The organism is Acidovorax sp. LjRoot194 (assembly GCF_964253015.1).
GTDB lineage: Bacteria > Pseudomonadota > Gammaproteobacteria > Burkholderiales > Burkholderiaceae_C > Acidovorax.
Genome location: NZ_CAXUQB020000001.1, coordinates 830362 through 851974, shown reverse-complemented (window position 1 = coordinate 851974; position 21613 = coordinate 830362). Strand labels below are relative to the sequence as shown.

Genomic DNA, 21613 nt, shown 5'->3' with positions numbered 1-21613 from the left:
CCATGCAGCGCAGCCGCGTGATCACAGCAGCCGTTGCGCTGGCCGCCGTGGCGGGGGCCGCGCTGTGGTGGCAAAGCCCCGGCACGGATGCCGGCGCGCCAGCACAGGGGCTCGGCGCCCTGTCAGCTGGGGCGTCAGCCGCTGCGGCCGCCGGCGCTGCTGCGCCGAGTGGGGGCGCACAGGGCAGCGCCGTCACTGCGCGGCGGTCCGCGGCGCAGGCGGACGCATCCGACCCGCTACTGGTGCAGGGCCTGCGCGACACGCTCGAAGCACTGCTGCTGGAGGCCGGCGACGTCAGCGACCCGGCGGCACTCAAGCAGCGGCTGGCCGCGCTGGTCGCCCAGCACTTCCCGCCGGACCTGGCCACCCGCGCGCTGGCGCTGGCCGAGCGCTATGTGGACTACCGCGTGGCGCTGGGCGCACTCAACGGGCGGGCGCCCCAGGACCTGGGCGACCCGCGCGCGCTGCGCGATGCGCTGCAGGCCCGCCAGCAGGTGCGCCTGCAGTTCTTCGACAGTGCCGAGTACGACGCACTTTTTGCCCGCGAGGCCGAGCTGGACCGCTACACCCTGGCGCGCCTGGAGATCGCGCGCAACACCGCCCTCACCCCCGAGCAGCGTGCGCAGGCCCTGCAGGCCGCCGACAACGCACTGCCCGCGGAGCGCCGTGCAGAGCGCGCCGCCGCCACCGAACACATGGCGGCCGCGGCCCAGACGGCCGCATTCGACGCACAAAACGCCAGTGCCTACACCCGCCACCAGGCTCGCAGCGCCCAATACGGCGAGGCGGCGGCCCACGCCCTGGCGCAGCTCGACCGGGACGAACAGCACTGGCAGCAACGCCTGACCCAGTACAGCCAGGCCCGCGCGCAACAGGGTGACCAGAGCGCTACGGTGCAGCAGTTGCGTCAGCAGCTCTTCACCAGCGACGAGCAGCAGCGCGTGGAAGCGGCCCTGACGCTGCGCAAGGCAGGCGCCCAGGCTGCCGGCTCCTGACGGCTGGCAGGCGCCTGCCGCTGCGTAGCGCGCACGCCGCCAGCCGCCCCCCGGGAGCGAGCCAACGCTCCCCAACTGCGTCATATTTTGACCATTCGCAAGATTCCTGCAAATCGGGAGCCCCAGCGTCTTGATTTCGCCAGAAACATGAGGCCATGCGCGCCTACAGTCGATGCCATTCACCCCACCACGAATGCCGGAGACACCCCATGAACGCCGCCCTGCCGCAAGAAACCGCCGCCCAGCTCGAAGCCTGGGACAACCCCATGGGGCTGATGGGCTTCGAGTTCATCGAGTTCACCTCGCCCACGCCCGGTGTGCTGGAGGCGGTGTTTGAAAAACTGGGCTTCACGCTGATCGCCAAGCACCGCTCCAAGGACGTGGTGCTGTACCGCCAGAACGGCATCAACTTCATCCTGAACCGTGAACCCCACAGCCAGGCGGCCTACTTCGGCGCCGAGCACGGCCCTTCGGCCTGCGGCTTGGCGTTTCGCGTGAAGGATGCGCACAAGGCATACAACCGCGCGCTGGAGCTGGGCGCCCAGCCCATCGAGATCCCGACCGGCCCGATGGAGCTGCGCCTGCCCGCCATCAAGGGCATCGGCGGTGCGCCGCTGTATCTGATCGACCGGTTCGAAGACGGCAAGTCCATCTACGACATCGACTTCGAATTCATCGAAGGCGTGGACCGCCGCCCCGTGGGCCACGGCCTGAACCTGATCGACCACCTCACGCACAACGTGTACCGGGGCCGCATGGGCTTCTGGGCCAATTTCTACGAAAAGCTGTTCAACTTCCGCGAGATCCGCTACTTCGACATCCAGGGCGAATACACGGGCCTGACGTCCAAGGCCATGACCGCGCCCGACGGCAAGATCCGCATCCCGCTGAACGAAGAGTCCAAGCAGGGCGGCGGCCAGATCGAAGAGTTTTTGATGCAGTTCAACGGTGAAGGCATCCAGCACATCGCGCTCATCTGCGACAACCTGCAGGACGTGGTGGACAAGCTGGGCATGGCCGGTGTCGGCCTGGCCACCGCGCCCAACGACGTCTACTACGAGATGCTGGACACCCGCCTGCCCGGCCACGGCCAGCCCGTGCCCGAGCTGCAGTCGCGCGGCATTCTGCTGGATGGCACCACGGCCGACGGCACGCCGCGCCTCTTGCTGCAGATCTTCTCCACGCCCATGCTGGGCCCGGTGTTCTTCGAGTTCATCCAGCGCGAGGGCGACTACCGCGACGGCTTTGGCGAAGGCAACTTCAAGGCGCTGTTCGAATCGCTGGAGCGCGACCAGATCCGCCGGGGCGTGCTGAACACCTAAGACATCAGACATCTTTGGGTTAACCCTGGGCAGGTGCCTATACTGCGCGCTCCCCGGAACTCAAAAGGATCCCGATGTCGCTCCGTACTCTCTGGCTGTCCAGCATCTTCCTGGCTGCTGCTGCAGCAGCCACGCCCGCCCTGGCACAGAACCCCGCCGCCCCGCTCACCATCGTGGTCCCCTACCCTGCGGGCGGCCCGCTCGACATCTCGGCCCGCATCGTGGCCGAGGGCACGACCCAGCTGGGCCCCATCACGGTGGAGAACAAGCCTGGCGCGGGCGGCAATACCGGGGCCGACCAGGTGGCCAAGGCCGGCAAGAACAGCAACCAGGTGCTGATGGGCGCGGTGGCCACGCATGCAGTGAACCCGTGGTTGTACAAGAATTTTCCGTACAACCCCATCAAGGACTTCAAGCCCCTGGTGCTGGTGGCGCGCACGCCCAACGTGCTGGTGGTGAACGCCGAGCAGGCCAGCAAGCTCGGCATCAAGACCACGCCGGACCTGGTGCAGTACCTCAAGAAGAACCCGAACCAGTTCAAGTACGGCTCGGGCGGCAACGGCAGCATCGGCCACATCGCGGCGGAGATGTTCGAGTCGCTCACCAACACCAAGATGGACCACACGCCGTTCCAGGGCTCCAAGCCCGCGCTGGCGGCGCTGGAGTCCGGCCAGGTGCTGCTGGTGTTCGACAACCTGGCGTCGGCCCTGCCGCAGATCAAGTCGGGCAAGTTCCTGGCGCTGGGTGTGACCACGCTGAGCCGCAACGAGGCGCTGCCCGACGTGCACAGCATCAACGACAGCGTGCAGGGCTTCAACGTGTCCACCTGGTTCGGCCTGTTCGCGCCCGCCTCGCTGCCCGACGCAGACGCGCGCCGCTATGCCACCGCCTTTGCGGCAGCCATGCATTCGCCCGCCGGCAAGGAGAAGTTCAAAAAGATGGGCATCACGCCCGAAGAGTTGACGCTCGACACGTTCGCCCAGTTCGTGCGCTCGGAAAACAGCAAGTACGAGTTCCTGATCCGGGCCGCAAAAATCAAGATCGATTAGCAGCCGCCAGGGCAGGTGCGCGCCACCCCGGCGCGCGGTCAGGGCGGCAAGGAGTACAAGAAAATGGGACAAGCCCCTGTCGTCTATGGCCAATCCGCCCGCCCACCCCGCGGCGACTACTCGCGCGCCAGCGAGGACTACACCTGCCCGCAGGATTACGCGAGCTACACCGCCGCCGACCACGACACCTACCGCCGCCTGTACGAGCGCCAGCGCGCCCTTCTGCCGGGCCTGGCGAGCGATGCCTTCATTGCGGCCCTGCCCTCGCTGGGCGCGAGCGACCGCATCCCGCGCTTCGAAGAGGTCAACGAGCGCCTGTTGAAAGCCACCGGCTGGGAGCTGGTGGGCGTGCCGGGCCTGATCCCGGAGGTGCCTTTTTTCACACTGCTGGCCAACCGCAAGTTCCCGGTGACGGACTGGATCCGCAAGCCCGAGGAGTTCGAGTACATCGTCGAGCCGGATATTTTTCACGACCTGTTCGGGCATGTGCCGTTGCTGTTCAACCCGGTGTTCGCGGACTACGTGCAGCGTTACGGGCAGGGCGGTCTGAAGGCGCAGGGGCTGGGGTCGTGCGAGATGCTGTCGCGGCTGTACTGGTACACGATCGAGTTCGGGCTGATCCGTGAGGCGGGGGAGTTGCGGGCGTATGGGGCGGGGATCTTGAGCTCTTCAGGAGAGCTTGCGTATGCGGTGCAGAGCCCGGAGCCGCAGCGGATTCCGCTGGCGCTGGAGCGGACGATGCGTACGCGGTACAAGATCGATACGTACCAGCAGACGTATTTTGTGATTGATAGTTTTGAGCAGTTGTTCGAGATGACGGCGGCGGACTTTGCGCCGATCTATGAGCGGCTCAGGGGGTTGCCGGAGTTTGCTGCGGATGAGCGGGAGGCTGTGGCGGCTTGATTGATGACATCCGTTCGGGTTGAGCTTGTCGAAACCTGAGCACAGCGACCCACATCCGTTCGGGTTGAGCCTGTCGAAACCGGGGCACGGCGACCCCACATCCCGTTCGGGTTGAGCCTGTCGAAACCTGGGCGCTGCTCGCAGGCTCGCTGATTGGCCGCATGCCCTTGTTGAGGGCGGAGGCCGGGAGTCGCCCGGCGTGCGAGTAACTTTCTTTCGCGTCGCCGAGAGGGTGTAGAAGAAATAAATTATGATCCCATCGTGCCGATTCCACAGGAGCAATACGATGGCAAAGACTGGCCGGCCCCCAGTGATATCTCCTGGGGAGTACGCAGCCCTGCGAGAAGTGGTGCGCGATAACTCGCAGGCGACCCTTCCCGAACTGGCTCTGGCGTGGGGTGAGCGCATGGGCCGCAATGCCCCCAGCACTGTGACCATGCGCGCTGCTTTGAAGGCTGCTGGTTTGCAACGGACACGACCCAAGCAACAGCTCGCTCGCGCCCAGCCCCAACAGTTGGGCACGCGTTACGGCTACACCGCCCAACATCGCCCCGGCAGTTCCTCGGGCATGGCGGGTGCGCTCACCGACGCCGAATGGGCGCTGGCCCAGGACCTGTTCGAGCCAGAGCCAGGCTTGCGCGGAAGGCCCGCAACCTACAGCCGGCGTAGCGTTGTCGAAGCGTGTTGCTATGTGCTGCGTACAGGCTCTTCCTGGCGCAACCTGCCCACCCAGATCTATCCGCCTTGGCAATCGGTGCAGAAGGCATTTGTACGCTGGGCTCGGCAGGGCAAGTTTGAAGCGCTGCACGAGCGCCTGCGCCAGCAGTGGCGCCTACGTGTGGAGCGTGCCGCACAACCGAGCGAAGGCGTGATCGACTCCCAGTCCAACCGTGGCAGCCCTCAAGGCGGAACGCTGGGCTTTGATGCTGGCAAGAAGGTCCGAGGGCGTAAGCGCCACTTGGTGGTGGATACGCTGGGCTTGCTGCTGGCCGTGGTGGTTACCAGTGCCGCTGTACAGGACCGGGCAGCGGCTGGGCAGGCAGTGGCACAGGCATGCGCACGCACGGGCGGCTCGTTGAAGGTTTTGTGGGCCGACAGCGCGTACGCTGGGCAATGTGCTCAAGAGATCGAAAAGGCGCACAGTGTGCGGGTTCAGATCGTGCGCCACAGCGCACGGCACCCCTGGGATGACGCGCAGCAATCGTTGTGGAGCGAAGAGAAACCGGTAGTCATGCCTAAGAAGCGCTGGGTGGTGGAGCGCACCCACGCATGGCTGGAGCGCAACCGAAGGCTTGTGATGCACCATGATCGCAAGCCGTTTTATGCGCAGGCATGGGTATGGCTCGCGCAGTCCAGGATGCTGTTGAGCCGGCTGAAGTAGATTTCTTCTACACCCTCCGAAAGAAAGTCACTAAAGAAAGGGCGACCCTACAGCCTGCGTCCCCACTCGCCCGTTGGGCGATTGGGGCAACCTGCGGTGCTCGCGTCCAGCGGGGTCTCGCTCCAACTCGCTTCACTGCGTTGCGCTCAGACAATCGCGAGCCCTTATCCGCTGGCCGCTGCGCTCCTCGGCGCATCCTGAAGGGATGGGGGAGAGGACATCCACACGGGCCATCGCTGCGCTCGGCCCGCCTGCGCAGCGCGTGGCGCTTGCGCCCGCGCGTTCGGGGCCGAGCAACGCGATGGCCCGTGTGGCTGTTCGGCTGTTGGGATGTTCGGCTCCCCCCCCTGTGGCTGCGCCTGCGTCGGGGCGGTTGCGGGGTGAGCATGGGCGTCGGAGCGCCCATGCCTCGTTAACTGACTCGCCGTGGCTGTCTGAACGTAGCGCCAACGGCGCGCAGTGAGTTCCACGGCGCACCCCGCAACCGCCCCGACGCAGGTTTGCCCCGTAGCGCAGCGAAGGGGTCGCAGACTTGGGGTCGCCTTCTCTTTGGTGACTTTCTCTTGGCGAACCAAGAGAAAGTTACCGCGCCGCCGGGCGCGCACCCCGGCTCCCGCCCTCTGCACAGGCATGCTGCCCAATCAGCGAGCTCGCGAGCAGCGCCCAGGTTTCGACAAGCTCAACCCGAACGGATAGTGATGACGGACAAAGGCTTCGACAAGCTCAGCCCGAACCGAAACCGAAGCCTCACCCCCGCCCCACCTCATCCAAACACTCCCCCATCACCCGCGGATGAAACGCCATCTGCACATGCGCCACCCCCTCCACAAACCGGTTGTCCGCCCCCGCCAACGCCGCAGTCGTCGCCGGAAAAACAATGTTGTCGCAATTCGAATACCAACAAGTGAACAAGGCCGCCCGCCCCGCCGGCTCCGCCCGCTGCAGCGCCCCTACCCACTCCCCCGCCAGACTCATCTGCCGCCCATTCACCGCCCGGCTGAACCGCCCCAGCCACGTGCCTCCGTGCGGCGTGCCCAGCGTCAACACCCGGTGCACACGCCCATCCGCCTGGTGCGCCCGCAGCCACGCCCGCGCTGCCAGCCCACCCATGCTGTGGCACACCAACACCGGCGCCTGCCCCGTGGCAGCCGTCACACGCGCCACGGCCTCTTCGATGGTGGCAGCGTACTCATCGATGGAGCCCATCACCGGCTCCAGGTTCACGGCCACATAGGCATGACCGCGCGCGCGCAGAGGCGCAAACCAGGGCAGCCACAGCCCCCGGTTGCACATGAACCCGTGGACCAGCACCACACCCCGCCGGCCCGTGGGCTCTGCGGGCAGCCAGTCGGGCAGGGACTGGTGGCGAAACGGCTGGCGCCAGCCGAAAAGCGCCAAAGCCACACACACCTCGGCCCACCAGGCCTTCACCACCTGGGCCAGCCGCGCACGCGGCGCCGCGTCAGTGCGGTTGGTGATGTGCATGAGCACGAACTCCACGGCCATCACCAGCAGGTACACCGCCAGCGGGACGAGTGCGCCCACGATGGCCACCTGGGGCGAGCGGGGCCACTGCCAAATCAGCCAGGCGGCCATGGCGACAAGGATGAAAAGAATCAAGGCCCGTTGCCAGCGCGCAATCATGGTTTTGCGATGAATGAAGGAATGAAGGAAGAAAAGAAGATGAACAAGTGACCCATGGAGGCATCGCCGAAGGGGTGGCTATGGCAAGGCACCTGATGCGATGATGTCACCCACCCAGTCATCCGCTCGACGCATTGTGCGGCCTCTGGCCCTCGCAGCCCGGCCCCGCGAGCGCGCACAGACCAAAGCCAAAGCCACTGCCCGCCATCACAGACCGACAAAGGCCCCACCACCATGGACGCAGCCCAGACCATCCGTGAGCGCATTGCCGATGTCACCGCCCTGCGGCAGCACCGCACGGGCGACCCGGGGCTCGGCGCGGCGGTGGGCCAGGTCAAGACGCTGCAGGCCCGGCGGTTCCGGGGCACGTATGCCGACCTGATGGCGTCGCCGTCGTTCGGCCCCGCCGCGAAATTCTTTCTGGAGGAGCTGTACAGCGACTCCGACTACACCGCCCGCGACCAGCAATTCAGCCGCATCGCAGGCACGCTGCAGACCATGTTCCCGGCGGCGGTGGTGGCCACGGCCGTGGCCCTGGCCGTGTTGCACGCGCAGACCGAAGCACTGGACCACGCGATGGGCCTCGCGTGGCCCGCCGCAGCCGGCGGCGCGTCCGATGCCATCACCGGCCCGGCAACCACCACCGCACGCAACGACACCACCGACGCCGCCCGCTACGTGGCCGCCTGGCGCGCCGTGGGCGACCGCGCGGCGCGCGAGCAGCAGCTGCAGCGCGTGCTGGCCATGGGCACCGACCTGGCGCGCCTCACGCGCACGCCCGGCCTTCGCATGATGCTGCGCATGATGCGTGCACCTGCCCACGCGGCGGGCATGGGCGATCTGCAGCAGTTTCTGGAGGCGGGCTTCGACACCTTCGGCCAGCTGGCGCGCCAGCGCGGCGGGGTCGAGCAGTTCCTGGCCACCATCGAGGCGCGCGAGCGTGCGCTGATGGCGGAGCTCTTCGATGCCGACCGTGTCACCTGCGAGACCCAACTGGCCCGCACCCTAGGACAAGCCCGGTAGCTGGTTGCCCCTCTCGCTTTCACAATCTTCGCAGCCACCGCCTGGCCGGTGGGTCACGCAAGCACACAAGCTGCACAAGCCGACACGCACGCAGCACGCAGAAGAAGGAACCAAGCGCATGGAAAAGATCTGGCTCAAGAGCTACCCCCCGGGCGTACCGCACGACGTCAAGCCCGAGCAATACCGCTCTGTCGCCCACCTGCTGGAAGAGTCCTTCCGCAAGCACGCATCGAGCCCGTTTTCGGTCTGCATGGACCGCTGGATGACGTATGGCGAGCTGGAGCGCCGCTCGGCCGCCCTGGGCGCCTACCTGCAGAGCCTGGGCCTCGCGCCCGGTGCGCGCGTGGCCATCATGCTGCCCAACCTGCCGCAGTTCGGCGTGACCATGGCGGCCGTGCTGCGCGCAGGCTACACCTGCGTGAACGTGAACCCGCTGTACACCGCGCGCGAGCTGGAGCACCAGCTCAAGGACTCGGGCGCCACCGCCATCGTGATCCTGGAGAACTTCGCGCACACGCTGGCCGAGGTGGTGGACCGCACCGCCGTGCAGCACGTGGTGATGACCGCCATGGGCGACCTGCTGGGCGCAGCCTTTGGCACCTGGATCACCTTCGCCGTGCGCCACTTGGCCAAGATGGTGCCCGCGTACGAGCTGCCGCTGACCAACGGCCGCAAGGTCGTGCCTTTCAAGAAGGCGCTGTCGCTGGGCGAGCACAAGTCGCTCGCGCCCAGCCAGGCCACGCTCGACTCCATCGCCTTCCTGCAGTACACGGGCGGCACCACCGGCTTGTCCAAGGGCGCGGTGCTCACCCACCGGAACATCGTGGCCGCCACGCTGCAGGCCGAGGCCTGGTTCACACCGGCGCTGTCCAAGATCGGCGACGTGAGCAAGGCCAACAGCATCGCCGCGCTGCCGCTGTACCACATCTTTGCGCTCACGCTGTGCCTGCTGGCCATCCGCCAGGGCTCCAGCCTCACGCTGATCCCGAACCCGCGCGACATCCCCAAGTTCATCGCCGAGCTGAAAAAGCGCCCCTTCCACATGCTGCCTGCGGTGAACACCTTGTTCAACGCATTGCTGCAAAACCCGCAGTTCAAGACGCTCGACTTCTCGCACCTGTGCGTGTCGCAGGCCGGCGGCATGGCCGCCAGCGAAGGCACGGCCAAGCAGTGGCAGAAGGTGACCGGCAGCACCATGATCGAAGGCTGGGGCATGAGCGAGACCTGCGCCATCGGCACCAACAACCCGGTGAACAACACGTCCTTCAGCGGCACCATCGGCCTGCCGCTGCCGGGCATCGACATCGCCATCAAGGACGATGCTGGCAACAGCGTGCCTCAGGGCGACCCGGGCGAGATCTGCATCCGCGGCCCCAACGTGATGACGGGCTACTACAACCAGCCCGAAGAGAACGCCAAGGCCTTCACCGCCGACGGCTTCATGCGCACGGGCGACATCGGCGTGATGGACGCCGAGGGCTACACCCGCATCATCGACCGCAAGAAGGACATGATCCTGGTGAGCGGCTTCAACGTGTTCCCCAACGAGCTGGAGCAGGTCATCAGCCTGTGCCCCGGCGTGGTGGAATGCGCAGCCATCGGCATCCCGGACGAGAAGCAGGGCGAGGCGATCAAGGTGTTCATCATCAAGAACGACCCCACGCTGAGCGAAGAGGACGTGGCCCGCTTCTGCCAGGAAAACCTGACGGGCTACAAGCGGCCCAAATACATCGAGTTTCGCGACGAGCTGCCCAAGAGCAACGTGGGCAAGATCCTGCGGCGCGAACTGCGCAAGGCGTAGGGCGCGTATCAAACCCAGCAGCTGCACGCGGGCGCAGCTGCTGGCATGGTTCTCTGCTTCACTCCCCACACCACACCATTCGGGCTGACCTTGTCGAAGCGCCACGCAAGGCTTCGACAAGCTCAGCCCGAACGGCATGGAGTGAACGAGCGCTGATACGCGCGGCATCTTCTGGCAGTCAGCTGTTGCACACCCCCGACCCGTTCACGCTGAGCCTGTCGAAGCGCCGCGCGAGGCTTCGACAGGCTCAGCCCGAACGGTTTGGAATGGGGCGAATGCTGATCCGTTAGGCCTCTTCTCACCAGCTGCTAGCGGATACCCCCAAAACCGTTCACGTTGAGCCTGTCGAAACGCCGCGCAAAGCTTCGGCAAGCCTGTCCTGAGCCTGTCGAAGGACTCAGCCCGAACGGGTGGGTAGGCACATCCGCCCATACCCCACCAGCCTCCCTCGCTCGAATCCGACACGCCCTGAATTCCCCTCATCTTCGGGTTTTCACCAACTAGCAAACGTTTGCGCAAACGTTTGCTTTCGTTATGATCCGCGGGCCGCAAGGCGATCGGGCGCTTATCCTTGGCTGTTGTCCATGGGTCGCGCGCACCTGGAAATGCCGTGCCTGGCCCTGCGGGGCTTGGCTTGCATCCCTCGCGCCGTTGTCGGTTTTGTTTGTTCCGTTTGTTTGTTCTTGACGCTCTCGACCCCATTCCAACAGGAGACACCATGCACTTCACCCGCCGTACCGTTCAGACCGCCGCCGCCCTTGCCGTGCTGGGTGGCATGCTCGCCAGCCCCGCACTGGCGCAGGACAAGCCCAAGATCGCCCTGGTCATGAAATCGCTGGCCAACGAGTTCTTCCGCACCATGGAAGACGGCGCCAAGGCGCACCAGAAGGCGCATGCCAGCGAATACACGCTGGTGGCCAACGGCATCAAGAACGAGACCGACACCGCCGCCCAGATCAAGATGGTCGAGCAGGCCGTGGCCCAAAAGGCCAGCGCCATCGTGATCGCCCCGGCCGATTCCAAGGCCCTGGTGCCCGCCGTCAAGGCCGCCATCGACAAGGGCGTGATCGTGATCAACATCGACAACCAGCTCGATGCCGATGCGCTGAAGGAAAAGAACATCACCGTGCCCTTCGTGGGCCCGGACAACCGCGCGGGCGCCAAACTCGTGGGCGACCACCTGGCCAAGAGCCTGAAGGCGGGCGACAAGGTGGGCATCATCGAGGGCGTGTCCACCACCTTCAATGCGCAGCAGCGCACCCTGGGCTACCAGGACGCGATGAAGGCCGCCAACATCACCGTGGTGGGCGTGCAGTCCGGCAACTGGGAGATCGAAAAAGGCAACACCGTGGCCGCCGGCATGATGCGCGAGCACCCTGACCTCGTGGCCCTGCTGGCCGGCAACGACAGCATGGCGCTGGGCGCCGTGGCCGCCGTGAAGGCCGCAGGCAAGACCGGCAAGGTGCAGGTGGTGGGCTACGACAACATCAACGCCATCAAGCCCATGCTGGCCGACGGCCGCGTGCTGGCCACCGCCGACCAGTACGCCGCCAAGCAGGCCGTGTTCGGCATCGAGCTGGCCCAGAAGGCCCTGGCCGCCAAGACGCCGCAGAACCAGCTGCCGGCTGCGGTGAAGACGGACGTGGTGCTCGTGACCAAGGGCAGCAAGTAACTTCCTGTCGAGTCGAAATCCACCCACCTGGAACCGTTCACGCTGAGCTTGTCGAAGCGCCACGCGAGGCCTTGACAAGCCTGTCCCGGGCCCGCCCGAAGGGCGCGCCACGTTAGCGCCCCGGCTTCGACAGGCTCAGCCCGAACGGGTGGGGGAATGCCCCCCGATACACAACATTCAGTCCATGCCCCCAACCCCCACAACCCAACCGCCCGCGCCACCCACACCCCTGCTGTGCATCGACGCGGTCGGCAAGGACTACAGCGCCACCACCGTGCTCGACGGGGTGACGCTGGCGCTGAACGCGGGCGAGGTGCTGGCGCTCACGGGCGAGAACGGCGCGGGCAAGAGCACGCTGTCCAAGATCGTCTGCGGCCTCACGCCCGCCACGCGTGGCGGCATGCGGCTGGCGGGGCAGACCTTTGCCCCGGCCACGCGGCGCGAGGCCGAACAGCACGGGGTGCGCATGGTGATGCAGGAGCTGGGCCTGGTGCCCACGCTCACCGTGGCCGAGAACCTGCTGCTGGGCCGCCTGCCGAACCGCGCGGGCTGGCTGCAGCGGGACGTGCTGCACGCCGCGGCGCGCACGCAGCTGGCCAAGATCGGCCTCGAATCCATCGACCCGGCCACGCCGGTGTCGCAACTGGGCATCGGCCAGCAGCAGATGGTGGAGATCGCCCGCAACCTGCAGGACGACACGCGCATCCTGGTGCTGGACGAGCCCACGGCCATGCTCACGCCACGCGAGACCACCTATCTGTTCGACCAGATCGCGCGCCTGACCGCGCGCGGCGTGGCCATCGTCTACGTGTCGCACCGGCTCGAAGAGCTGCGCCGCATCGCCGACCGTGCCGCCGTGCTGCGCGACGGCCGGCTGGTGGACGTGCTGCCCATGGCCGGCCTGTCCGAGGACGATCTGGTGCGCCGCATGGTGGGCCGCTCCGTCAACGACCTGGACCACCGCCCTCGCCGCACGGCCGGCCCGGTGGTGATGGAAGTGAGCGGCATCGGCCGCGGAACCGCCGTGCAGGACGTGAGCCTCAGCCTGCGCGCAGGCGAGGTGTTCGGCGTGGCAGGCCTGGTGGGCTCGGGCCGCACGGAACTGGTGCGCCTGCTCTTCGGCGCGGACCGCGCGGACCGGGGCAGCGTCACGCTGCATGGTTCCGATTCAGCTTCAGATTCAGATCAAAAACAGCCCCTACCGCTTGCTAAGCAAGCGCAAGCAGCTACAAAAACAGTAGCAACCAAGATCGACAAGGGTTTTGCATCGCCCCTGCAGGCCATCCGCGCAGGCATCGGCCTGGTCACCGAAGACCGCAAGTCGCAGGGCCTGCTGCTGGCCCAGCCCATCCGCATCAACGCCACGCTGTCCGACCTGTCGGCAGTGTCGCGCGGTGGCTGGCTGCAGCGTGCGCTGGAGCACCGGCTGGTGCAGGGCTTTGTGCGCACGCTCAGCATCCGCTGCAAAGACGGCGAGCAGCCCGTGGGCCAGCTGTCGGGCGGCAACCAGCAAAAGGTCGTGTTTGCCCGCTGGCTGCACCGCCCCGTGCGCGTGCTGCTGCTGGACGAGCCCACCCGCGGCGTGGACGTGGGCGCACGCGCCGAGATCTATACCGAGCTGGACCGCATGGCGGACGAAGGCCGCGCGCTGCTCATGGTGTCGTCCGACCTGCGCGAGCTCATGGCCATGGCCGACCGCATCGGCGTGATGAGCGCCGGCCGCCTGGTGGCCGTGTTCGAGCGCGGCGAGTGGTCCGAGCAGTCGCTGCTGGCCGCCGCGTTCTCCGACATGGCGGGCCGCGCCAGCGAGCCGCCTGCCGCCGCACCCTCTTCTTCCCGCGGGCCCTCGTCCGCACCTTCTTCCGCCACCGCATGAACGCCGCAGCCCCCTCCTCCCCCACCGCATCCCCCGCCCCGCGCGCCACCCCGGTGTGGCGCAGCCAGCTCGGCACCTACCTCGGTCTCCTGGCCGTGCTGGCCGGCATGGTGGGCCTGTTCTCGTGGATGTCCGAATACTTCTGGAGCGCCGAGACCTTCATCACCATCGCCAACGAGATCCCGGCCCTGGCCGTGATGGCGGTGGGCATGACCTTCGTGCTCATCATCGCGGGCATCGACCTGTCGGTGGGCTCGGTGATGGCGCTGTCGGCCGCCACCTCGGCGGCCGCCATCCTGCAGTGGGGCTGGACGGTGCCGGCCGCGGCCGCGCTGGCGCTGGCCACGGGCCTGGTGTGCGGCACCATCACGGGCTCCATCTCGGTGGCCTGGCGGCTGCCCTCGTTCATCGTCTCGCTGGGCATGCTCGAAGCCGTGCGCGGCAGCGCCTACCTGGTCACCGACTCGCGCACGCAGTACGTGGGCGATGCGATCTCGTGGCTGGCCGCGCCGTTCTTCGGCGGCATCTCGGTGGCCTTCCTGATCGCGCTGGTGCTGGTGGTGGTGGCGCAGCTGGTGCTCACGCGCACGGTGTTCGGCCGCTCGGTCGTGGGCATCGGCACCAACGAAGAGGCCATGCGCCTGGCGGGCGTGGACCCGCGCCCGGTGCGGATCATCGTGTTCGCGCTTACCGGCTTGCTCGCGGGCCTGGCGGGCCTCATGCAGTCGGCACGGCTCGAGGCGGCCGACCCCAACGCGGGCTCGGGCATGGAGCTGCAGGTCATCGCCGCGGTAGTGATTGGCGGCACCAGCCTCATGGGCGGGCGCGGCTCGGTGGTGACCACCGCGTTCGGCGTGCTGATCATCGCGGTGCTGGAGGCGGGCCTGGCCCAGGTGGGCGCCAGCGAGCCGAGCAAGCGCATCATCACGGGCTGCGTGATCGTGGCCGCCGTCATCGTGGACACGCTGCGCCAGCGCCGCGCCGCCGTCTGAACATCACCTTCGCCCCACCTCCACCGAATCCGCTTTCCACCCCATGGCTACTATCAAGGACGTTGCGCGCCACGCCGACGTATCGGTCACCACCGTGTCCCACGTGGTCAACGGCACGCGCCGCGTGAGCCCCGAGGGCCGCGAGCGCGTCGAGACAGCCATCCGCGCCCTGGGCTACGTGCCCAGCGCCATCGCGCGCAGCTTGAAGAGCAACAACACGCGCACGCTGGGCATGCTGATCCCCAACAGCTCCAACCCCTACTTCGCCGAGATCGTGCACAGCGTGGAAGACCGGTGCTTCGGCGCGGGCTACAACGTCATCCTGTGCAACACCAACGACGAGGCGCACCGCCAGGGCAGCTACCTGCAGGTGCTGGCCGAGCGCCGCATCGACGGGCTGATCGTCGTCTCCACCGGCCATGACGCCACACTGCCCACCCAGTTGGCGGGCCTGTCCATCCCCACCGTGCTGGTGGACCGCGAGATCGAGATCGCCGAGCTGCCCTGCGACCTGGTCGAGACCGCCCACATGCAGGGCGGGCAACTGGCCACGCGCCACCTGCTGGCCCAGGGCCACCGTCGCATCGCCTGCATCGGCGGGCCCGCGGGCCTGGCGCCCAGCGAACAGCGCATCGCCGGCTGGCGCGCCGCGCTGGCCGACGCGGGTTGCGGCGACGGCAGCGGCCTGCTGTGGCACGGCAACTTCACCAGCCAGGGCGGGTACGAGGCCATGCACGCCGTACTGCGCGCGAGCGAGCCGCCCACCGCCGTTTTCGTCTGCAACGACCTCATGGCCATGGGGGCGCTGTGCGCCGCCCACGAACGCGCGCTGCGCGTGCCCGAGGCGCTGTCCATCGTCGGCTTCGACGACATCGAACTGGCCGCCTTCACCAGCCCGCCGCTCACCACCGTGGCCCAGCCCAAGCAGCGCATCGGCGCGCTGGCGGTGGACATGCTGCTGGAACGCATCGACGGCAAGCGCCAGGACGTGCGCAAGGTGATGCTGCAGCCCGAGCTGCGCGTGCGCTCGTCCACGGCACCTGCCCCGGGAGCCGCAGCATGAGTACGGGCATCGTGAACACCCCACCCCGCATCGCCGTGGTCGGCAGCCTGAACATGGACCTGGTGCTGCAGGTCGCCCGCGCGCCCGAGGCCGGCGAGACCGTGCTGGCCGACGGCCTGCACCTGGTGCCCGGCGGCAAAGGCGGCAACCAGGCCGTGGCCTGCGCGCGCCAGGGCGCCCAGGTGCACCTCTTCGGCCGCCTGGGCGACGACGGCTACGGCCGCACCCTGCGCGCAGGCCTGGCCGCCGACGGCATCGACCACAGCGGCGTGCAGACCGATACCGCATCCACCACCGGCGTGGCCGCCATCACGGTCGAAGCCACGGGCCAGAACCGCATCGTGGTGGTGCCCGGCGCCAACGGCCGCTTCGTGCTGGACGCGGGCGCGCTGGGCGCCGCGCTGCATGGCGCAAAAGAGCTGGTGGTGCAGTTCGAGACGCCCATGCCGCAGGTCGTGGCGGCAGCGCAGCAGGCCCATGCCGCGGGCTGCCCGGTGGTGCTCAACCCCTCGCCCATCCAGCCCCTGCCCGACACGCTCTGGCCCCTGGTGCACACCCTGGTGGTCAACGAGGTCGAAGCCGCGGCCCTGGCCGGCGTGGCCGTGGACACCCCGCAGGACGCTGCCGCCGCCGCCCAGGCGCTGCGCGGCCGCGGCCCTGCACAGGTCGTGGTCACGCTGGGCGCCGCGGGCGCCGTGGCGGCCGATGCCGATGGCTGCCGCCACCACCCCGGCCTGCAGGTGCGCGCGGTGGACACCACCGCTGCCGGCGACACCTTTCTGGGCGCGCTGGCCGTGGCGCTGGCGCGCGGCGAGCCGCTGGATGCCGGCGTGCGCGAAGGCATCCGCGCCGCCGCGCTGTGCGTGACGCAGCACGGCGCGCAGCCCTCCATCCCCACCCGCGCCGCCGTGGCGCAGAGCCCCCAACCGCCCGACTGGACCGCCCTGTGAAACGCACCACCCTGCTGCACGCCGAACTCTCCCACGCCATCGCCAGCCTGGGCCACGGCGACATGCTGGTCATCGGCGACGTGGGCCTGCCCATCCCCGACGGCCCGCGCCGCATCGACCTGGCGCTGACCCCCGGCATCCCGGCCGTGGTCGACGTGCTGCGCGTGGTGCTGGCCGAGATGCAGGTCGAAAAAGCCATCATCGCCACCGAGGCCGTGGAGCGCCACGCCGGCATCCAGCCCGGCTGGTCGGCCGCGCTGCCCGTGCCCCCCGCGCAAATGCCGCACGAAGACTTCAAACGCCTGACCCGGCAGGCCCGCGTGATGGTGCGCACCGGCGAGTGCACGCCGTACGCGAACGTGATCCTGGTGGCCGGCGTCACGTTCTGACACAACATCGGCGCCGCAACGCGGTGCAGATTACGGGTTTTGCATAGCTTGCCGGTAGCGCAGGCTGGGTTACGCTGGCTTCGACGGAATGGGCATTCCTGAACCTGAAACCCGTTCGGGCTGAACTGTCTGTGGAAGCCTTGCCCGGCGCTTCGACCAGCTCAGCGTGAACGGTGCAGGTCGATGGATGCCGGCTCCGCGCAACCCATTCAGACACGCCAGCCCAGGCGGCCCAAGCCTCACGAGGCCACCAGCCCGCCGCCAGCCCCACGCCTGCCATCCATGCCCCACAGCCCCGCGCCCCACGATTTACTCCCCCCCGAGATCACCGTCCTGGAGCGCGGCTGGCTGTCGGCCAACAACATCCTCTTCATCGGCCAGCACGACACCGCCATCGTGGACACCGGCTACTGCAGCCACGCCGACCAGACCGTGGCCCTGGTGCAGGACGCCCTGGCGGGCCGCCCGCTCGACCGCGTGCTCAACACCCACCTGCACAGCGACCACTGCGGCGGCAACGCAGCCCTGCAAAAAACCTGGCCCCGCGTGCTGACCGCCATCCCGCCCGGTCAGGCGCGCCATGTGCGGCAGTGGAACGCCTACGCGCTGAGCTACACCCCCACCGGCCAGGAATGCCCGCCGTTTCGCGCCGACACCCTGCTCGACCCCGGCTCCTGCGTGCTGCTGGGCGACAAGCCCTGGCAGGTGCACGCCGCACCCGGCCACGACCCGCATTCGGTGGTGCTGTTCAGCCCGCAGGACCGGGTGCTGATCTCGGCCGACGCGCTGTGGGAAAACGGCTTCGGCGTCGTCTTCCCGGAGCTAGAAGGCGACAGCGCATTCGCCGAGGTGGCCGCCACGCTGGACGTGATCGAGGCCTTGGCCCCGCGCGTGGTGATCCCCGGCCACGGCCCCGTCTTCACCGACGCCCCGCGCGCCATTGAGGGCGCACGCCGCAGGCTGGACGGCTTTGTGCGCAACCCCACCAAACACGCGCTCTATGCCGCCAAGGTGCTGCTGAAATACAAGCTGCTGGAGTGGCAGCAGATCTGCATGGCGGACCTGACTGCCTGGGCGCAGGGCACACCGTACTTCGGCATGCTGCGCGAGACGCATTTTGGGGACCAGGAGGAGGATGCGTGGCTGCAGAGTCTGGCGCAGGACCTGGTGCGGTCGGGGGCGGCGGTGCGGCAGGGGGACGTGCTGCACAACGTGTGAAAGCTTCTGAGGTTACTTTCCAGCGCATTTCGGGTTTATGCCGCCCTACCTCGATCTCCCGCGGGTGCAGCTGCAGTCCTACCTCTTTTCCCAATATCAGGCTCCCTAAGATTTGATGGCACAGCTTAAAATCAGAGCTCTATGTACAGCGGCACAGGCATCTATTCCATCCCAGAAGCGTCACGCTTGATAAGCGTGCCAACACGGGATATCCGTCGCTGGCTCTTCGGCTACCACTACCGAAAGACGCCAGGCGATGCGGCTTCGCGCGTGGACATGGCGCCACTTTGGACTCATGAATTGGCTGACGAACAATTTGATGAGGATGTGATCGGATTCCGTGACTTGGTTGAGTTGCGCTTCATACGCAAATTCACTCAGCACGGGGTCTCCTTACGCGTTATACGCAGATGCTTGACCACCGCATCGGACTTGTTCGGTGTTTCACATCCTATGTCCTTGCCACGCTTCAAAACTGATGGACGCACCATCTACGCTGAAGCGTTGCACGAAGAGCTACAAGAGAATTCACTAGTTGATTTGAGAGACCGTCAGTCGGTGTTCAAAGAAATCATTACGCCCTCGCTTTACGATGGTCTGGAATACGACCAGAAGCAGCAGCAGGCTAGCCGTTGGTTCCCGGCTGGACGGAAATCCCCCATCGTGATAGATCCGGCGCGCCAGTTTGGAGCGCCAATCATTGACGCAACTGGGACACCGACCAATGTGCTGTATCAGGCGTATATGGCGGAGGGGAGTGATACCAAGGCACTGTCGGCCACATCCCGGGTGTATGACGTACCATCAAAGGTAGTGGCAGCAGCCATCCGCTTCGAGGAAAACCTCAAGCGGACAGTTCATTGAATTTCATTTTTGACAACAATTTGCCGCCGTGCTGGGCGGCTGCAGTCGCTCAACTGGGTGACCGTCGATTTGATCCGGGTCAGGTGGGCGAAGTCGTGCACCTGACCACAAAATTCCCTGCCCATACGCCCGATATCCAATGGCTGACCGCTCTCGGCGAAGAGCGAGGCACGCGCTGGACCATCATCTCGCGCGACGGGTTTCGCAAGCAAAACGGAGCAGAACGCCAAGTTCAGCGACAGTACGGACTTTCCGTTTTCGTTCTGCAAAAATCTTGGGCGAGCAAGCCATATTGGGAAATGACAGCTCAGTTAGTTCATTGGTGGCCACGCATTGTTGAACAAGCCTGTGCCACTGATAGGGTGGCAATGGAAGTCCCCTGGAGCACGGCTAAGCGGTTCACGCAAATCGGCTAGCTTGACGAGAACTCACGCCCCGTCCCACTCGACGGCAGTTCCAAGATGCGGCTTGCAAACTACGATCAGCATCCTCACACAACGATCAAACGCCCCACGATTTGACATATGGCCGCGTAAAGGGAATGACCCTGTCGATCTAGCCTACAGCCAGCGGGTGAACACATCCATCACAGCACTCCCCCCGGTTGCTGCAGCACAGGCCACCGATACCGCCACCATTCGGAGATCGCGGGATATGAGTGCCAACAACCTTTCCCGGTCACTTTTGAAGCTTGCGTAAACACATTTGGACTTGCTGTTCATAGATACCTCGGTTGATCATCGATGGCGGTCCACCGCTTTACAAGGAGCTGGACTGATACCTATCGTCTTTCGCAAGCGACCACATGTATGCAGGAAGATCGGCGCGAAAGTTCTATCCAAGATCATCGTGCTCTACCACCTCCTCTTTGCAACCGCGCAAACCAAGCATGTAGTTGCATCTGGTTCAGGGTCAAATTCACACGGTGGCGCAGTTCGCTCTCGCGCGAGCGATCGACGACTCCCGCCATTTCTCGTACGGCATACAAGCTCAAATCAAGACCCTGCGCACGTTGCCAGCGGTCCAGATCAAGGAACTGGAGCAGACCGATCTTTGCCAAAGTAAGCAGGTTATGAACTTTCAGCTTTAAGCGAGCAGCCTCACGATAGGGCTGTTCTCCTCCTATGCTTGCCAGACCCCGACGCTCAGCAGAGAGAAACGCATCAAGGTCAGCGCGAAGAACATCATCGGACAGAGACAAATCAATCCGAACAAAGCGATTCACCATAGGCTGCGGGAACGCATCATCAAGCCGCCCCGCGAACGCGGGAGGACCCTTTGCAGAATAGTCGCCACCTTGCATACGCCTTCCCCGGGCTCTTATCTCGTCAGGAAGCATATTCTCGAAAACGTACAGCGCGCTCACGCTAAGGGGCTCGATACCGCTTGGCACGGCGCCTGCACGTAGGGATGTCCACACATCAGATGGCAACGAGGGGCGCTCACATGCATCTTCAAACGCCTCGTGTGGATCGTTCCATTTGCTCCAGTCAAATGAGTAGACCCAACGATGGATGTCCGCCAAATGCATCTGCTTGATCTGGGAATCATTTTTGCGCTGTAGCACTGGACCAGCCTGCCTCAATGCTTCTTCAGTGCGCGGCTGCGCATCACGATGCAACCAACAACGAAGCGTGAGGTTGAGCAACCAATCCTCTGCGTCCAACAACTCTGCAGAACGATAAGCGTCAGGTGCGTACCACTCTGGCGGGTGCGGCGTGCGTTTCTTACCTGTCATATCCTTCCAAAATGATCGGCAGTGATGTGAGCAGCCGCCGAACTGATCGCAGGCACTCCACTTGTCAAATCTCCCCACGCGGAAAGCACTGCAACGATTCAGCTACATCTCACTCCCCATGCTTGTGCTGCTTATCGCACCCCATCACATGGTTGTTGCTGCTCGACATGCACTGGTAAAACAGCTTCTTGTTGCCCGACGATGACTGGCAGTCCGACACGCTGTACTTGCCCCGGGCCTCGCGGATCTTGGGGGCAGTTTTATCGAACTCTGCTTTGCTCATGTAGCCGTCGCGCACGTTCTTCTGGCCCACTTCCAGCATGGTGTCGGCCTGGTCGTGGATGTTGCCCACGGCGGCGGAGCAGTTGAGGGGCACCTGCTTGCCGTCCACCTTCTGCAGGGCCTTCTTCATGTCTTCGCCGAACTCTTCCACGTCCTTCGGGACTTTCTTGGTGCCGTCGGCGTTGTACTGCTGGCCCGGCTTGCCGGACGCGGATGACGACGACACGCTCTTGGTGGCGCCGTTGTTGCTCTGCAGCTTGAGCGGCTCGGCGTCTGCGTTGGACGGCGGCGGCTGGGAGCCGTAGTGGGTCTTGCCCTGGGCGTCCACCCACTTGTAGACGGGTTGCGCGTGCGCACGAGCGCCCAGGCTGAACACCAGGGCGGTCATCGCCAGCCATGACAGTGTCTTGTTCATCATCTCCATCCCTCTCTTCATCAACAATCAAAATGC

General features: G+C 66.0%; 19 protein-coding genes. 16 read left to right on the top strand and 3 right to left on the bottom strand.

The window, feature by feature from the left end:
• Nucleotides 1-2 precede the first annotated feature (2 nt).
• The 5 genes from ACSQ3N_RS03990 to ACSQ3N_RS03970 all read left to right on the top strand — a co-directional run bounded on the left by ACSQ3N_RS03990 (nucleotide 3) and on the right by ACSQ3N_RS03970 (nucleotide 5650).
• The gene (locus ACSQ3N_RS03990) at nucleotides 3-995 is read left to right on the top strand and encodes a lipase secretion chaperone (protein WP_436145642.1); all 993 of its coding nucleotides are present in this window, start codon (nucleotides 3-5) and stop codon (nucleotides 993-995) included.
• Nucleotides 996-1204: 209 nt separating this feature from the next.
• The gene (gene hppD, locus ACSQ3N_RS03985; RefSeq protein WP_436126071.1) at nucleotides 1205-2317 is read left to right on the top strand and encodes a 4-hydroxyphenylpyruvate dioxygenase; all 1113 of its coding nucleotides are present in this window, start codon (nucleotides 1205-1207) and stop codon (nucleotides 2315-2317) included.
• A 74-nt stretch (nucleotides 2318-2391) separates the two neighbouring features.
• Nucleotides 2392-3366 (top strand): Bug family tripartite tricarboxylate transporter substrate binding protein, encoded by a 975-nt coding sequence (locus tag ACSQ3N_RS03980; RefSeq protein WP_436145641.1) that lies wholly within the window; start codon nucleotides 2392-2394, stop codon nucleotides 3364-3366.
• A 63-nt stretch (nucleotides 3367-3429) separates the two neighbouring features.
• Nucleotides 3430-4269: a phenylalanine 4-monooxygenase gene (phhA, locus tag ACSQ3N_RS03975; RefSeq protein ID WP_056166898.1), complete on the top strand. Its 840-nt coding sequence runs from the start codon at nucleotides 3430-3432 to the stop codon at nucleotides 4267-4269.
• 286 nt (nucleotides 4270-4555) lie between these two features.
• Entirely contained in the window at nucleotides 4556-5650 is a 1095-nt protein-coding gene (locus tag ACSQ3N_RS03970; protein WP_436147913.1) for an IS5 family transposase, read from the top strand.
• Nucleotides 5651-6397: 747 nt separating this feature from the next.
• Here ACSQ3N_RS03970 and ACSQ3N_RS03965 read toward each other — a convergent pair.
• Nucleotides 6398-7294: an esterase/lipase family protein gene (locus ACSQ3N_RS03965; RefSeq protein WP_056164560.1), complete on the bottom strand. Its 897-nt coding sequence runs from the start codon at nucleotides 7292-7294 to the stop codon at nucleotides 6398-6400.
• A 234-nt stretch (nucleotides 7295-7528) separates the two neighbouring features.
• On the opposite strand from ACSQ3N_RS03965, the gene ACSQ3N_RS03960 reads away from it, so the two are divergent.
• The 11 genes from ACSQ3N_RS03960 to ACSQ3N_RS03910 all read left to right on the top strand — a co-directional run bounded on the left by ACSQ3N_RS03960 (nucleotide 7529) and on the right by ACSQ3N_RS03910 (nucleotide 19558).
• On the top strand, nucleotides 7529-8317 hold the full coding sequence (locus ACSQ3N_RS03960) for an FFLEELY motif protein (RefSeq protein WP_436145640.1): 789 nt from the start codon (nucleotides 7529-7531) through the stop codon (nucleotides 8315-8317).
• Between the two features lie 118 nt (nucleotides 8318-8435).
• Nucleotides 8436-10118, top strand: a complete 1683-nt coding sequence (locus ACSQ3N_RS03955; protein WP_436145639.1) for an AMP-binding protein — start codon at nucleotides 8436-8438, stop codon at nucleotides 10116-10118.
• Nucleotides 10119-10836: 718 nt separating this feature from the next.
• Nucleotides 10837-11790: a sugar ABC transporter substrate-binding protein gene (locus tag ACSQ3N_RS03950; RefSeq protein WP_396506085.1), complete on the top strand. Its 954-nt coding sequence runs from the start codon at nucleotides 10837-10839 to the stop codon at nucleotides 11788-11790.
• 184 nt (nucleotides 11791-11974) lie between these two features.
• Nucleotides 11975-13666 (top strand): sugar ABC transporter ATP-binding protein, encoded by a 1692-nt coding sequence (locus ACSQ3N_RS03945; protein ID WP_436145638.1) that lies wholly within the window; start codon nucleotides 11975-11977, stop codon nucleotides 13664-13666.
• Nucleotides 13663-14658: an ABC transporter permease gene (locus ACSQ3N_RS03940; RefSeq protein ID WP_056414035.1), complete on the top strand. Its 996-nt coding sequence runs from the start codon at nucleotides 13663-13665 to the stop codon at nucleotides 14656-14658. Before ACSQ3N_RS03945 ends, ACSQ3N_RS03940 begins: the two co-directional genes overlap by 4 nt.
• Nucleotides 14659-14701: 43 nt before the next feature.
• A complete protein-coding gene (locus ACSQ3N_RS03935) occupies nucleotides 14702-15721 on the top strand; it encodes a LacI family DNA-binding transcriptional regulator (protein WP_436145637.1) in 1020 nt (339 codons plus the stop codon).
• A complete protein-coding gene (gene rbsK / locus ACSQ3N_RS03930; protein ID WP_436145636.1) occupies nucleotides 15718-16671 on the top strand; it encodes a ribokinase in 954 nt (317 codons plus the stop codon). Before ACSQ3N_RS03935 ends, rbsK begins: the two co-directional genes overlap by 4 nt.
• Entirely contained in the window at nucleotides 16668-17060 is a 393-nt protein-coding gene (gene rbsD / locus ACSQ3N_RS03925) for a D-ribose pyranase (protein ID WP_056164544.1), read from the top strand. Before rbsK ends, rbsD begins: the two co-directional genes overlap by 4 nt.
• Nucleotides 17061-17342: 282 nt before the next feature.
• Nucleotides 17343-18278, top strand: coding sequence for an MBL fold metallo-hydrolase (locus ACSQ3N_RS03920; RefSeq protein ID WP_436145635.1), 936 nt, complete (start codon nucleotides 17343-17345; stop codon nucleotides 18276-18278).
• 141 nt (nucleotides 18279-18419) lie between these two features.
• A complete protein-coding gene (locus tag ACSQ3N_RS03915; RefSeq protein WP_056164538.1) occupies nucleotides 18420-19142 on the top strand; it encodes a hypothetical protein in 723 nt (240 codons plus the stop codon).
• Nucleotides 19139-19558 (top strand): hypothetical protein, encoded by a 420-nt coding sequence (locus tag ACSQ3N_RS03910; protein WP_156371967.1) that lies wholly within the window; start codon nucleotides 19139-19141, stop codon nucleotides 19556-19558. The genes ACSQ3N_RS03915 and ACSQ3N_RS03910 overlap by 4 nt, the downstream gene beginning before the upstream one ends.
• Nucleotides 19559-19986: 428 nt before the next feature.
• On the opposite strand, the gene ACSQ3N_RS03905 is transcribed toward ACSQ3N_RS03910, so the two are convergent.
• Both ACSQ3N_RS03905 and ACSQ3N_RS03900 read right to left on the bottom strand, forming a co-directional pair.
• Nucleotides 19987-20880 (bottom strand): hypothetical protein, encoded by an 894-nt coding sequence (locus tag ACSQ3N_RS03905; RefSeq protein WP_156371966.1) that lies wholly within the window; start codon nucleotides 20878-20880, stop codon nucleotides 19987-19989.
• 109 nt (nucleotides 20881-20989) lie between these two features.
• Nucleotides 20990-21580 (bottom strand): DUF4124 domain-containing protein, encoded by a 591-nt coding sequence (locus ACSQ3N_RS03900; RefSeq protein WP_436145634.1) that lies wholly within the window; start codon nucleotides 21578-21580, stop codon nucleotides 20990-20992.
• Between the last annotated feature and the right edge of the window lie 33 nt (nucleotides 21581-21613).